Annotated in this window: 12 protein-coding genes and 1 riboswitch; of the genes, 11 read left to right on the forward strand and 1 reads right to left on the reverse strand. The window is 74.0% G+C overall.

Annotated features, from left to right (window positions below; all coding sequences use genetic code 11):
- Nucleotides 1-52: 52 nt before the first annotated feature.
- From V3N99_09335 to cbiB, 7 genes are read left to right on the forward strand one after another with little or no spacing between them, the layout of a single operon-like run.
- Nucleotides 53-2,125 (forward strand): VWA domain-containing protein, encoded by a 2,073-nt coding sequence (locus V3N99_09335; protein ID MEO3936946.1) that lies wholly within the window; start codon nucleotides 53-55, stop codon nucleotides 2,123-2,125.
- Nucleotides 2,125-2,739 carry a cob(I)yrinic acid a,c-diamide adenosyltransferase gene (cobO, locus tag V3N99_09340; protein ID MEO3936947.1) on the forward strand — a complete coding sequence of 205 codons (615 nt, stop codon included), beginning with the start codon at nucleotides 2,125-2,127 and terminating at the stop codon, nucleotides 2,737-2,739. The genes V3N99_09335 and cobO overlap by 1 nt, the downstream gene beginning before the upstream one ends.
- Nucleotides 2,736-5,252: a cobyrinate a,c-diamide synthase gene (locus tag V3N99_09345; protein MEO3936948.1), complete on the forward strand. Its 2,517-nt coding sequence runs from the start codon at nucleotides 2,736-2,738 to the stop codon at nucleotides 5,250-5,252. Before cobO ends, V3N99_09345 begins: the two co-directional genes overlap by 4 nt.
- The gene (cobA, locus tag V3N99_09350; GenBank protein ID MEO3936949.1) at nucleotides 5,249-6,262 is read left to right on the forward strand and encodes a uroporphyrinogen-III C-methyltransferase; all 1,014 of its coding nucleotides are present in this window, start codon (nucleotides 5,249-5,251) and stop codon (nucleotides 6,260-6,262) included. Before V3N99_09345 ends, cobA begins: the two co-directional genes overlap by 4 nt.
- Nucleotides 6,259-7,047 carry an adenosylcobinamide-GDP ribazoletransferase gene (locus V3N99_09355; GenBank protein MEO3936950.1) on the forward strand — a complete coding sequence of 263 codons (789 nt, stop codon included), beginning with the start codon at nucleotides 6,259-6,261 and terminating at the stop codon, nucleotides 7,045-7,047. The genes cobA and V3N99_09355 overlap by 4 nt, the downstream gene beginning before the upstream one ends.
- Entirely contained in the window at nucleotides 7,044-7,625 is a 582-nt protein-coding gene (locus V3N99_09360; GenBank protein ID MEO3936951.1) for a bifunctional adenosylcobinamide kinase/adenosylcobinamide-phosphate guanylyltransferase, read from the forward strand. The genes V3N99_09355 and V3N99_09360 overlap by 4 nt, the downstream gene beginning before the upstream one ends.
- Nucleotides 7,622-8,575: an adenosylcobinamide-phosphate synthase CbiB gene (cbiB, locus tag V3N99_09365; protein ID MEO3936952.1), complete on the forward strand. Its 954-nt coding sequence runs from the start codon at nucleotides 7,622-7,624 to the stop codon at nucleotides 8,573-8,575. The genes V3N99_09360 and cbiB overlap by 4 nt, the downstream gene beginning before the upstream one ends.
- On the opposite strand, the gene V3N99_09370 is transcribed toward cbiB, so the two are convergent.
- On the reverse strand, nucleotides 8,520-9,266 hold the full coding sequence (locus V3N99_09370; protein MEO3936953.1) for a cobalt-precorrin-6A reductase: 747 nt from the start codon (nucleotides 9,264-9,266) through the stop codon (nucleotides 8,520-8,522). The two genes, cbiB and V3N99_09370, sit on opposite strands and share 56 nt — an antisense overlap.
- 111 nt (nucleotides 9,267-9,377) lie before the next feature.
- A riboswitch (TPP riboswitch) is annotated at nucleotides 9,378-9,480 on the forward strand.
- Between V3N99_09370 and thiM the strand changes: the two genes are divergently transcribed.
- From thiM to V3N99_09390, 4 genes are all read left to right on the forward strand, one after another.
- Complete coding sequence (gene thiM / locus V3N99_09375) at nucleotides 9,474-10,280, forward strand: hydroxyethylthiazole kinase (GenBank protein MEO3936954.1); 807 nt, start codon at nucleotides 9,474-9,476, stop codon at nucleotides 10,278-10,280. Its footprint overlaps the riboswitch before it by 7 nt.
- Complete coding sequence (thiE, locus tag V3N99_09380; protein MEO3936955.1) at nucleotides 10,277-10,915, forward strand: thiamine phosphate synthase; 639 nt, start codon at nucleotides 10,277-10,279, stop codon at nucleotides 10,913-10,915. The genes thiM and thiE overlap by 4 nt, the downstream gene beginning before the upstream one ends.
- Nucleotides 10,912-11,733, forward strand: a complete 822-nt coding sequence (gene thiD, locus V3N99_09385) for a bifunctional hydroxymethylpyrimidine kinase/phosphomethylpyrimidine kinase (protein ID MEO3936956.1) — start codon at nucleotides 10,912-10,914, stop codon at nucleotides 11,731-11,733. Before thiE ends, thiD begins: the two co-directional genes overlap by 4 nt.
- Nucleotides 11,730-12,380: a TenA family protein gene (locus V3N99_09390; protein ID MEO3936957.1), complete on the forward strand. Its 651-nt coding sequence runs from the start codon at nucleotides 11,730-11,732 to the stop codon at nucleotides 12,378-12,380. The genes thiD and V3N99_09390 overlap by 4 nt, the downstream gene beginning before the upstream one ends.
- The last annotated feature ends 472 nt before the right edge of the window (nucleotides 12,381-12,852 follow it).

The following is a 12,852-nucleotide window of genomic DNA, read 5'->3' on the forward strand; positions in this document are numbered from 1 at the left end:
CGGGCGTCCTTGCGACAGGCGAGCGTGGTCACTCGCCCAGGAGGTCCGACGCGTGCCCCGCTACCCCTTTTCCGCCATCGTCGGCGCCGATGACATGGCGCTGGCCCTGGTGCTCACCACCGTGGCACCCGACGTGGGCGGCGTCCTCGTCCGCGGCGAGAAGGGGACCGCGAAGTCGACGATGGTGCGGGCCCTGGCCGACGTCCTCCCGCGCCAGCTCGTCGTCAGCGGATGCCGGTTCGGCTGCGACCCCGCACACCCCGACCCGTCCTGCCCCGACGGCCCTCATCCGCGCGAAGCCCCCACGACCACCCGGCCGGCCCGTCTGGCCGAGCTCCCCGTCGGCGCCACCGAGGACCGCGTGATCGGCTCGCTCGACCTCTCCCGCGCCCTGGGCGCCGGCGAGACCGCGTTCGAGCCCGGGCTGCTCGCGGCGGCCCATCGCGGCATCCTCTACGTCGACGAGGTCAACCTCCTGCACGATCATCTGGTCGACCTGCTGCTCGACGCCGCAGCCATGGGCCGCAACACCGTCGAGCGGGACGGCGTGTCGGTCTCGCACGCGGCCCAGATCGTGCTGGTGGGGACGATGAACCCCGAGGAGGGCGAGCTGCGTCCGCAGCTGCTCGACCGCTTCGGCCTCACCGCGGAGGTGACCGCGTCGCGCGAGCCGGCCGAGCGGGTCGAGGTCGTGCGGCGGCGGCTGGCCTACGACGCCGACCCCGAAGGGTTCACGCATGGGTACGCCGAGCCCGAGTCCGTCCTGCGCGACCGGATCCTGGCGGCGCAGGCGGCATTGCCCCTCGTCCGTCTGAGCGAGTGGGCCCTGACCACGATCGCGACTGTGTGCGCCGGCTTCGAGGTCGACGGGATGCGGGCCGACCTCGTCACCGCCCGCGCCGCGCGGGCCCACGCCGCGTGGGAGGCACGCACCGAGGTGACGCGTGAGGACATCCGCGTCGCCGCCCGGCTCGCGCTCCCCCACCGTCGTCGACGCAACCCGTTCGACGCCCCCGGTCTCGACGAGGACCTTCTGGAGTTCCTCCTCGGTGACGACGAGCACGAGCCGGAGCCCGAGCCCGAGCCGGACGGCCCGCCCCCCGGAGGCATCGGCCCCGAGGACAGCGACGACACCGACGGCAGCGACGGCAGCGACGGCGATGCCCCGCAAGCCGACGCCCGCATGCCTCCTGCGGCCACGAGCACGCGACCGCCCGACAGTCCCGGGACGACAGACGGCCCGGCAGATCCTGCACCCGCCGAGGGCACCCCTCAGGACTCCGACGCGGCCCCTGGGCCGCAGCCGACTGCGACCGTCGTCGCCGACTCACGCCCCCCCTACCGCGCGCGCCGCCTCCAGGTGCGCGGGGTCGGCGAGGGCGACGCCGGTCGGCGCAGCCGCGCCATCACCTCCTGGGGCCGGACCGTCGGGGCGACGACGACCGGCACCGGTCGTCTCCACCTCCCCGCGACGATCGCAGCCGCGGCACCCCACCAGGCCGGGCGCGGTCGCACCGGTCGGGTCGTCCTGCACTCCGACGACCTGCGGCACCGGGTGACCCAGGGTCGCGAGGCCAACCTCGTCCTGCTGGTCGTTGACGCGTCAGGGTCGATGGGTGCGCAGCAGCGGATGTCCGACGTCAAGACCGCCGTGCTCAGCCTGCTCGTCGACGCCTACCAACGACGCGACCGCGTCGGTGTCGTCACCTTCCGGGGCGACGGTGCCGTCCTCGCCCTGCCGCCGACGTCGTCGGTCGAGGCCGCTGCCCGGTGCCTGACCGACCTGCCCCACGGTGGACGCACCCCGCTCGCCGAGGGCCTGCGGACCGCCGCGAGGGTCCTCGAGATCGAGCGGATCCGTGACTCCCGTCTCCGGCCGCTCCTCGTCCTCGTCACCGACGGCCGGGCCACGAGCGGCCCCGACGCGCTGGTCCGTGCCCGCTGGGTCGCCGACCGGTGGCGCGCCACCGGAGTCGACGCCGTGGTCGTCGACTGCGAGGCCGGACGCTTCCGGATGGGGCTCGCCGCGGACATCGCCCACCGGATGGGCGCCGACCACCTACCCCTTGGCGAGGTCGCCGCCGCGACCATCGTCTCCGTCATCCGTGAGAGGAAGGCCGCCTGATGGCCCAGGGACGCCCACCCGTCGAGGCCGCCGACGGCCAGACCACCCGCCAGCGCCGCGCCAGCCCGCTGGTCGTGGTCCACAGCGGCGCAGGCAAGGGCAAGTCGACAGCTGCCTTCGGGCTGGCCCTGCGAGGCTGGAGCCAGGGCTGGCCCATCGGGGTCTTCCAGTTCGTCAAGTCCGCCAAGTGGCGCATCGGCGAGGAGGGGGCGCTGATGGCCCTCGACGAGCTGCACCGTACGACGGGGCAGGGGGGTCCGGTCGAGTGGCACAAGATGGGCTCGGGCTGGTCCTGGTCGCGCAAGGTCGGCACGGAAGAGGACCACGCGGCCGACGCTCGCGAGGGGTGGGCCGAGATCCAGCGACGCCTGGCCAGCCAGGCCCACACCCTCTATGTGCTCGACGAGTTCACCTACCCCATGAAGTGGGGCTGGGTCGACGTCGACGACGTCGTCGAGGCGCTGAAGGCCCGTCCCGGCTACCAGCACGTGGTCATCACGGGGCGTGACCCCGATCCGCGGCTGGTGGCCATCGCCGACGTCGCGACCGAGATGACGAAGGTCGCCCACCCCTTCGACCGCGGCCAGAAGGGTCAGAAGGGCATCGAGTGGTGAGGATCCCCCGCCTCGTCATCGCCGCCCCGGCCTCGGGGCACGGCAAGACGACCGTCGCCGTGGGCATCATGGCCGCCCTGAGCCGGCAGGGTCACACCGTGGCCCCCGCGAAGGTCGGTCCCGACTACATCGACCCGGGCTACCACGCCTTGGCCACCGGTCGTCCCGGACGCAACCTCGACCCGTGGCTCACCTCGCCAGAGCTGGTGGTCCCGTTGCTGCTGCACGGTTTCCGGACGCCGGAGGCTGCCGACGTCGCCGTCATCGAGGGCGCCATGGGGCTCTTCGACGGACAGCTCGGCACCGAGGGCTTCGCCTCCACCGCCCACATCGCGAAGCTGACCCGCTCGCCCGTCCTGCTGGTCGTCGACATCTCCGCCGCCTCCCGCACCGTGGCCGCGATCGTCCACGGCCTGCGCACGTTCGACCCCGAGGTGGGTGTCGTCGGCGTGGTGCTCAACAAGGCCGGCAGCCCGCGCCACGCGCAGGAGGTGCGTCGGTCGGTCGAGCGCACTGGTCTCCCCGTGCTCGGGGTCCTTCCTCGGGATGCGGGAGTCACCGCGCCTTCACGGCACCTCGGCCTGGTGCCAGCCGACGAGCGGCACGACGCGAGGGACAGCCTCGACCGTCTCGCCGAGCAGACGGCCGCCCACCTCGAGCTCGACGCCATCCTCGACCTCGCCCACACAGCGCCGGACCTCGACGGCGCACCGTGGTGTGCGCCGCTCGTGACGAGGTCGGGGCCACCGCGAGTCGTCGCCGTGGCCGGTGGGCGGGCCTTCACGTTCCGCTACACCGAGACCGACGAGCTGCTACGCGCTGCGGGGTGCGAGCCCGTCGTCTTCGACCCCGCGGTGGACCCAGCGCTCCCGCCGGGCACGTCCGGGCTGTATCTCGGCGGCGGCTTCCCTGAGGCGCACGCCGCAGCGCTCGCCCGCAACACGACACTGCTCGGCCAGGTCCGTGACGCCGTCGCGGCTGGCATGCCGACCGTGGCGGAGTGCGCCGGTCTTCTCTACCTCGCGCAGTCGCTCGACGACCAGCCGATGGTGGGAGCCATCCCGACCACTGCGGCCATGAGCCCACGGCTGACGTTGCGCTACGTCAGGGCCACCCTGACGGCCGACGGGCTGCTGGGGCCGGCCGGCACGGCGGTCACCGCCCACGAGTTCCACCGCACGGCGACGTCCCCGACCGCGGACCCCGTCGGTGGCTGGAGCGTCGACGGTACGCTGAACGGCTTCGCGCTCGACCCCGCGCGCACCGGCCGCCCGACCCTGCACGCGTCCTACCTCCACGTGCACTGGGCCGGCACCCCGAGCCTGGCGCGGTCGTTCGCCGACGCCGTGCACCGCTTCGACGCCCTGCGTCCCGCGGGGTCCGTGGCTCCCGCGTCGGAGGCGGTCCCCGAGCCGGCCGCACCCGCGCCCGGGAAGCCCCCACCCAACCTCCGGGTCGCTGACCCGGGCCCCCTCGACCTCGACCACCACGGCGACGCCGAGGTGCGCGGCGACCACGGCCTGGTGGACCTGGCCGTCAACGTGCGGGTCCCGGCCCCACCACCCTGGCTCGCCGACGTCATCCGGGCCACGACGGCCACTCTCGGCTCCTATCCCGACGTCGCCGCTGCTCGCGCGGCCGTCGCCCGTCGCCACGGCGTCCCCGAGGAGATGGTGCTGCTCACCAGCGGCGGCGCGGAGGCGTTCACCCTCATCGCCAGGGCGGTGCCGGGTCGCCACCCGATCGTCGTGCACCCGCAGTTCACCGAGCCCGAGGCTGCGATGCGGCGTGCCGGTCGCGTGCCCGACCGCCTCGTCCTCACCGCTAGCCGCGGCTTCACCCTGGACGCGTCTCTCGTCGACCCGCGGTGCGACCTGCTCTTCGTCGGCAACCCCACCAACCCCACCGGGGTCCTCCACCCGCGAGAGACGGTGCGTCGACTGCGAGCACCCGGACGCCTGCTCGTCGTCGACGAGGCCTTCGCGGATGCCGTGCCCGGCGAGCGGGAGAGCCTGATCGGCACGGACCTCACCGGCGTGCTGGTCCTGCGCTCGCTCACCAAGACCTGGGGCATTGCGGGGTTGCGGGCCGGCTACGTCGTCGGCGACCCCGCACTCGTCGCCGCCCTGGCCGAGCAACAGCCCCAGTGGTCGGTGTCCACACCGGCTGCGGCCGTCATGGCAGCGACGGCGACCCCGGAGGCGCTGCGGGAGGCCGAGGACGCGGCACGGGTGCTCACACGGCAGCGGGCTCATCTCGTGCACGGCCTGAAGACGATCGGTCTTCGACCCGTCCCGGGCGCGGCTCCCTTCGTCCTCGTCGAGGTCGGCCGAGGGGTGCGAGAAGAATTGCGGAACAGCGGTTTCGCTGTTCGCCGTGGAGACACATTTCCCGGGCTCGACGAGGGCTGGGTGCGCCTGGCCGTCCGAGACGCGGCCACGACCGACGCGCTCGTTCACGCCCTCGTGCAGGTGCGGTCCGCGCTTGAAGACGCGGCAAGGGTGTCGTCGTGAGGCTCTCCGCGTCCGCAGTGGGCTGCCGCGTCCTCGTGCACACCCCCGGCCCCCGGATCGCCGAGACGGTCCACGCGCTCGTCGACCAGGGCGCCCTCGTCACCGTCAGCGCCGGTCCGGCCGGGAACAGCGAGGCCCCCGCCGTCGTCGCCGACCTGGCGTCACGTCGGCTGGTGACCCTCGAGGCCGAGCCTGACCTCACGGCATACGACGTCGTGCTGCGTGACCCCCTGACCGCCGCACCCGCGGCGCCCGACGTCGCAGCCCCGGTGCGAGCCGGGCGAGTGGTGCTCGTGGGGGGTGGTCCGGGTGACCCCGGGCTGCTGACGGTCGCCGGTCTGGCCGCCCTGCAGGAGGCCGACGTCGTCGTCTGCGACCGGCTCGCACCACTCGGCCTGCTCGACTCGCTCGACCGCGACGTGCGGGTCATCCACGCGGGCAAGATCCCCCGGGGCGACTTCACGCCCCAGGAGCACATCAACGCCTTGCTCGTCGAGCACGCCCTCGCAGGGCGGACCGTGGTGCGACTCAAGGGTGGCGACAGCTTCGTGCTGGGTCGCGGGGGCGAGGAGTGGAACGCCTGCGTCGAGGCCGGGATCCCGGTCACCGTCATCCCGGGGATCACGAGCTCGATCGCGGCACCGGCCCTGGCCGGGATCCCCGTCACGCACCGGGACCTGGCTCAGGGCTTCGTCGTGGTGTCCGGGCACGTCGGCCCGGGCGACCCCCGCAGCACCGTCGACTGGGGCGCCGTGGCCGGCACCGGTCTCACGGTCGTCGTCCTCATGGGGCTCGCCACCCTGAGCTCGATCGTCGAGGCGCTGGTCGCGGCCGGGATGCCGGGCGACACCCCGGCCGCGTGTGTCGCCGACGCCGGCCTCCCGAGCCAGCGAGACGTGCGCGCCCCTGTGTCGGAGATCGCGACGGCCGTGGCCGCTGCCGACCTGCGTCCCCCGGCCGTGACAATCATCGGCCCGGCAGTCGCGGCAATGGCAGCGTCGCGCCCATGACCGGGCTGCGCGACCTGAGGGTCGGGATGCAGCTGGCGGTCGGCACCCTGAGCATCATCCCGGTCGGTCCCCTGCCTTCCCTCACCGTGCCCATCGCGCGCTGGGCCATGATCCTTGCCCCGGTGGCAGCCATCCCACTGGGCGTCGGGGCCGCCCTGGCGGGTTCGGCGGGTCACCTCGCCCACCTTCCGTCCCTGGTCACCGCCGGCCTGGTCCTCGCCTTCCTGGGGTGGGCGACGCGCGCCATGCACTGGGACGGCCTCGCGGACACCGCTGACGGCCTCGCCGTCTCGTGGGACCGGGAGCGGGCCCTCGACATCATGCGTCGTGGTGACGCCGGCCCCGTCGCCGTCGGCGTCCTCGGCCTCGTCCTCCTCGTCGATACCGCTGCCCTGGCAGCCGTGCTGGAGCTCCCCCGGGGCCCCCTCCTCGCCGGTGCCCTGGTGGTGGCGGCTCGCGGGGCATGTGCGCTCACCGCCAGCAGGCGGGCAGGTCCGGCACGCACCGACGGGCTTGGGGTCGCCGTGGCCGGCTCCGTGCCGGTCGCGGGGTCGGTGGTCGTCGTGGGGGCAGTCGGGGTGCTCGTCGTCGTCGCCGGCCTCATCTCCGGTCTCTCCCCGTGGCTCGGCGGCCTCGCCGTCGTGGCGTCCTTTGCAGCCGTGCTCGCGCTCGTCCGGCGCTGCTGCCGCGGCTTCGGCGGGGTGACCGGCGACGTCATGGGGGCGGGCATCGAGGTCGCCCAGTGCGTCCTGCTCGTCGTCGCCTCCGCGGGCTTGCGGGTATGAAGCCCGCCGCCGCGCTGGGCCCGCACCGGCCGCCGACGTCCCTCGTGCTCGGCGGGATCCGCTCGGGCAAGTCAGCCGTGGCCGAGGGTCTCGTCGAGCAGTCGGCCGCCCTCACCGGGTCGACGGTGACCTACGTCGCGACCGGTCCCCTTCGCGACGACGCCGACTGGGCCCAACGGGTCGCGGCTCACCAGCGGCGACGCCCGTCCACGTGGCGCACGGTGGAGTCGACCGACCTGCCGTCGGCCCTCGCCGACCTGGGCGGCCCGGCCATCGTCGACGGGCTCGGCACGTGGCTCACCGCCCAGCTCAACGAGATGCACGCCTGGGACGCTCCACGCGCGGAGTGGGAGCCCGCCATCGAGGACCGGGTAGCCGCGCTCGCTCGGTCCGTGGAGCACCACCGGCACCCCCTCGTCCTCGTCTCCGACGAGGCCGGCCTGACCCTCGTGCCCGACAACCGCGCAGGCCGGATCTTCCTCGACTGGCTGGGGCTCACCAACCAGCGCGTCGCCGCCGTCAGCGACGCCGTGCTGCTCGTCGTCGCCGGACAGGTCGTGCCGGTGAAGCACCCGTGAGCCTCGACACCGTCGCGACGGGACTGGTGATCGGCTACGCCGCGGACCTGCTCCTCGGTGACCCTCGCCGGGGGCACCCCGTCGCGGGCTTCGGGCGGGTCGCCGCCGCCCTCGAGGCGCACACCTACGCACCTCACCGTCGCGCCGGCGTCGTCCACGAGGCGGCCCTCGTCGGAGGCGCGGTCGCCCTGGGGACGGTCCTTTCCCGTCTCCCCCGAGTCGCGCAGGTCCCGCTCGTCGCGGCCGCGACCTGGACGGTCCTCGGCGGACGGTCGCTGGCCCGGGAGGCGCAGGCCATGGACACCCTCCTGCGGGGCGACGACCTCGTCGGCGCACGGGCCCGCATCCGCAACCTGGTGGGCCGCGACCCCACCGGCCTCGACAGCGACGAGCTCGCCCGCGCCTGCGTGGAGTCGGTGGCCGAGAACACGGCTGACGCCGTGGTCAGCCCGCTCTTCTGGGGGGCCGTGGCCGGCATCCCCGGCCTGCTCGGCTACCGCGCGGTCAACACCCTCGACGCCATGATCGGGCACCGCTCGCCTCGGTATGCCGAGTTCGGCTGGGGCGCAGCCCGGCTCGACGACGTGGCGAACTGGCTGCCCGCCCGGCTCACTGTCGCGAGCACCGCCCTCGCCACCGGCTCCTTACCGCGCGCCCGCCACACCCTGGCCACCGTGAGGCGTGACGCGCCCGCGCACCCGAGCCCCAACGCCGGCCCGGTGGAGGCGGCCTTCGCCGCCGCTCTGGGCCGGCAGCTCGGTGGGCGCAACGCCTACGGCGGTGTGGCGCAGGATCGGGGCCGTCTGGGGGACGGGCCGGCGGTGTCCGCCGCGGACATCGCGGCCGCCGTCGCCCTCCAGGGCCGGATCGGGGCGATCGGCCTGCTGGCCGTCGTCAGCGCCCGGGTGCTGCTGCGAGGAGCCGTTCGACGCACGCCTCGACCGAGGTGAGCTCGACCGCTCCCGGCTGGGTGCGGGGGCGGCGGAGGACGACCACGGGGATCCCCAGCTCGCTTGCCGCGCCGAGCTTGGCGCTGGTGTAGGACCCGCCTGAGTCCTTCGTCAGCAGGACGTCGATCCCATGACGTGACAACATCTCTCGCTCGTCGGGGGCGACGTACGGACCCCGGTCCTCGATCACCGTCCAGCAGTCAGGCGGGGTGCCGGTCAGGGGTTCGACGACCCTGACCAGCACGTTGCGACCGGCCCAGGACCCGAACGCCTCCAACGTCTGACGCCCGGTCGAGACGAATGGTCGAGAGCCCAGCCGCTCGGCGGTCGTCCGCATCTCGTCGAGGGTCGACACCCAGTGCCAGGACGACGCGTCGGGTCGACCTTCCCACCCGGGCCGGGCGAGCCGGAGCACCGGCGCAGCGGTCTGCAGTCCGGCCTCGACGGCGTGGGCCGACATGGTGACGGCGAACGGGTGCGTGGCATCGACCACGTGGGTGACGCCACGGTCATCGATGTACCGGGCCAGCCCCTCCGCACCCCCGAAGCCCCCGATCCGCACGGGTCCGACCGGGAGCCTCGGCCGGGAGACCCGGCCCGCGAGGGAGGACTCGAACGGCACACCGGCCGCGTCGAGGGATGACGCCAGCGCTCGGGCCTCGGCCGTTCCGCCCAGCACCAGTATGCGCACGAGCTCATGCTAGGCCGCCGGACCACATCGCGTCAGACCTCCCCCGCACCTGCGGGCAGCGGGAGCGGAGAGCCCTCGGCGACGCGGACAGCACCGGGCGGGCATAGGGTCGTGGTTGACGCGGGGTGCCGCACGATGACTGTCGGCGGCTGAGATGACACCCGTAGAACCTGATCTAGCTCGCACTAGCGAAGGGACGTCGCCGTCATGGTCGCGCCTGTCACACCATCTGATCTGTCCAATGCCCTGGAGAGCCTGCGCGAACGGCCGCCGTTGGTGCAGTGCCTCACCAACATCGTCGTCGCCCAGTGGACCGCCAACGTGCTCCTGGCCACCGGAGCCTCGCCCGCCATGGTCGACAACCCGCGCGAGGCGGGGTCGTTCGCCGGCATTGCCGGAGGAGTGCTCGTCAACCTCGGCACGCCGTACGAAGAGACCGCCACGGCGATGCTGCTGGCGGCCACCGCCGCCCGTGAAGTCAGCACGCCCTGGGTCCTCGACCCCGTCGCCGCCGGCGGCCTGGGCTGGCGCACCGAGCTCGCTCACCGGCTGGTGGCCGACGGCGCGCCGACCATCCTGCGCGGCAACGCCTCCGAGGTGCTGGCGGTGGCTGCCGGTGGCTCAGGAGGCAGCGGGGTCGACTCGGTCGACTCGCCCGAGTCGGCGGCGGACGCCGCCGCCGGCTTCGCCGCCACGCACGGCACGGTCGTTGCCGTCAGCGGTCCGGTCGACCACCTGACCGACGGCGAGCGGCTCGTCCGGATCGGCAACGGGCACCCGTGGATGACCCAGGTGACCGGGGTGGGCTGCGCCCTCGGGGCCCTGATGGCCGCGTTCGCGGCGGTCGTCCCGGACCCGCTCGTGGCCGCCAGTGCCGCCACCGCGGTGCTCACGGTGGCCGCCGATGAGGCGGCGCGACGCAGCGGCGGCCCGGGGTCGTTCGCCGTGGCCCTGATCGACGAGCTGGCTGCCCTGACGCCCCACGCGCTGGGTGAGCACGTGATCTTGTCGTGAGCCGGCCACTCGACCTGCGCCTCTACCTCGTCACCGACACCGCGATGTGCGGCCCGGCGGGCGTGCCCGAGACCGTCCGCGCAGCGGTCGAGGGTGGGGTGACCGCCGTGCAGCTGCGTGACCCGGCGGCCACCGAGGCCGAGCTCGTGACCCTCGGGCGAGCGGTGGTGGCGGCGCTGGCCGGCACGGGGGTGCCGCTGCTGGTCAACGACCGGGTCGACCTGGTTGAGGCGATCGGAGCCCAGGGGGCGCACGTGGGGCAGGGCGACCTCGACGTGGCCGCGGCGCGCCGGCTGCTCGGCCCCGCCGCCCTGCTCGGGCTGTCGGTCCAGACTCCCGAGCACGTCTGGCACGCCGAGGCCGCCGACGCCGAGCTCGACTACCTCGGGGTCGGACCGGTGTGGCCCCAGTCGACCAAGTCGGATGCCGCCCCGCCGGCCGGCCTCGACACCCTCTCCGCGGTCGTGTCGGCGAGCCCCTGGCCCTGCGTGGCGATCGGGGGAGTCACCGTCGACCGCGTCCCCGAGGTGCGGGAGCGGGGGGCGGCCGGGGTCGCCGTCGTCAGCGCCGTCTGCGGTCAGCCCGACCCGGCCACCGCCGCGAGCGTCCTGCGCCGCGCCTGGGATGAGTCGTGACCACTCGCCCGCCCGTCGTCCTCAGCATCGCCGGCAGCGACCCGTCCGGCGGTGCCGGCATCCAGGCCGACCTCAAGACGTTCTCCGCCCTGGGCGCCTACGGCACCACCGTCATCACCGCCCTCACGGCCCAGAGCACCACCGGGGTGACGGGCGTCCACCTGCCCCCCGCGGCCTTCGTCACCGAGCAGCTGGTGACCCTCGTGGCCGACGTGCGGATCGATGCGGTGAAGATCGGCATGCTCTCGTCGCGGGACACCGCCGACGCCGTGGGTGCCTTCTTGGTCAACCACCCGCCCGCGCACGTCGTGCTCGACCCGGTGATGGTCGCCACCAGCGGCGACCGTCTGATCGACGACGACGCCGTCGACGCCCTGCGCCGGTTGCTGCCGCTGGCGTCGCTGATCACCCCCAACCTCCCCGAGAGCGCCGCCCTGCTCGGGTGCCAGACGGCCAAGGGAGTCGACGAGATGCTCGTGCAGGCCCACCGCCTGCGGGGTGCCGGCGCCCTCCGGGTGCTCGTCAAGGGTGGGCACGACGACACGGAAGGGCCGGCGGTCGACGTGTTCGTCGGCCCCGAGGGCGAGCACGTGCTGAGCGCGCCCTGGATCGCCACGCGCAACACCCATGGCACCGGCTGCACCCTCTCGTCAGCGATCGCCGCCCTGCTGCCGCAACGGCCCGGCTACGTCGAGGCGGTCAGCGAGGCGAAGACCTGGCTGAACGCCGCGATCGCCGCGGCCGACATTCTCGAGATCGGCCGGCCGCACGGCCACGGGCCGGTCCACCACTTCCACCAGACCTGGGGCGCGAGATGACCACCTTCACCGACGAGGCATGGGCCCGGGTGGCGTCGATCCGCGCCGCGATCGACGAGCTGCCGTTCGTCACCGGGCTGGCCGACGGCTCGCTCCCGCCCGACCGCTTCACCTACTACCTGGCCCAGGACGCGCACTACCTCGACGCCTACGCCCGCGTGCTCGCCGCCTGCGCCGCGCAGTCCACCGACGCGGCCGACCTCAGCTTCTGGGCGGGCGGTGCGCAGCGGGCGGTCGCCGTCGAGCAGGCCCTGCACGGCAGCCACCTCGCCGGCACCAGCCCGATCGAGCGGTCGCCCACCTGCCTCGGCTACTCCTCCTACCTGACGGCGCTGGCGGGCCGCGGCTCGTATGCCGCGCTGGTCGCCGGGGTGCTCCCCTGCTTCTGGATCTACCAGGACCTCGGCACCCGCCTTCTCGGGGCCGCGGCGACACGGCCGCACCACCCGTACGCCGCCTGGATCGCCACCTACGCCGACCCCGCCTTCGCCGCGGCGACCGAGCAGGCCAAGGACATTACCGACGCGCTGGCCGCGGAGGCGTCCGAGACCGTCCTCGAGCAGATGCACACCGCCTTCACGACCGCGTCCCGGTTCGAGCTGCTGTTCTGGGATGCCGCGTGGCGCACGGAGCAGTGGCCCGTTTGAGAGCGGGTTCAATGCCCGACGAGGGCCAGCGAACGGGTCAGTCGGTGGCGGCCTCGGCGTCGCTGCGCGGTCGCCCGCGCACTGTTCCGGATGCGACGAGCCGAGGAGTCGGACGCTCCTCGAGTCGTCGGGGAGGACTGCCACGCGGGGCCGAGGTAGGCGACTCGTCGCGTCGAAGGCGACCTTTGATTCCGCCATCCTTCTGAGGCTCACGCCGAGCACGGGGCCGTAGACCAGCCAGCGAAGACCCAGGGAGCTGGCCGGGGACCCCGCAGGGCCTTCGGGGAATGAAGAGCCGCCAGCGACGACGCAGTCTCCGGGATAGGCCCCCAGCCAAAGGCCACCGGGAGGTACCCGCTGTCGTACCCGAGAGCATGGATCCGGATGGCCGGCGCGCTCTCCTCGGTGAGACACCAGGTAGCCCACCCGCCGGCATCCCGTAACCCGCGAGAAGGCCTGGGGCCGCTTGGAC

Source organism: Dermatophilaceae bacterium Soc4.6, assembly GCA_039889245.1.
In the GTDB taxonomy this organism is placed as follows: domain Bacteria; phylum Actinomycetota; class Actinomycetes; order Actinomycetales; family Dermatophilaceae; genus Lapillicoccus.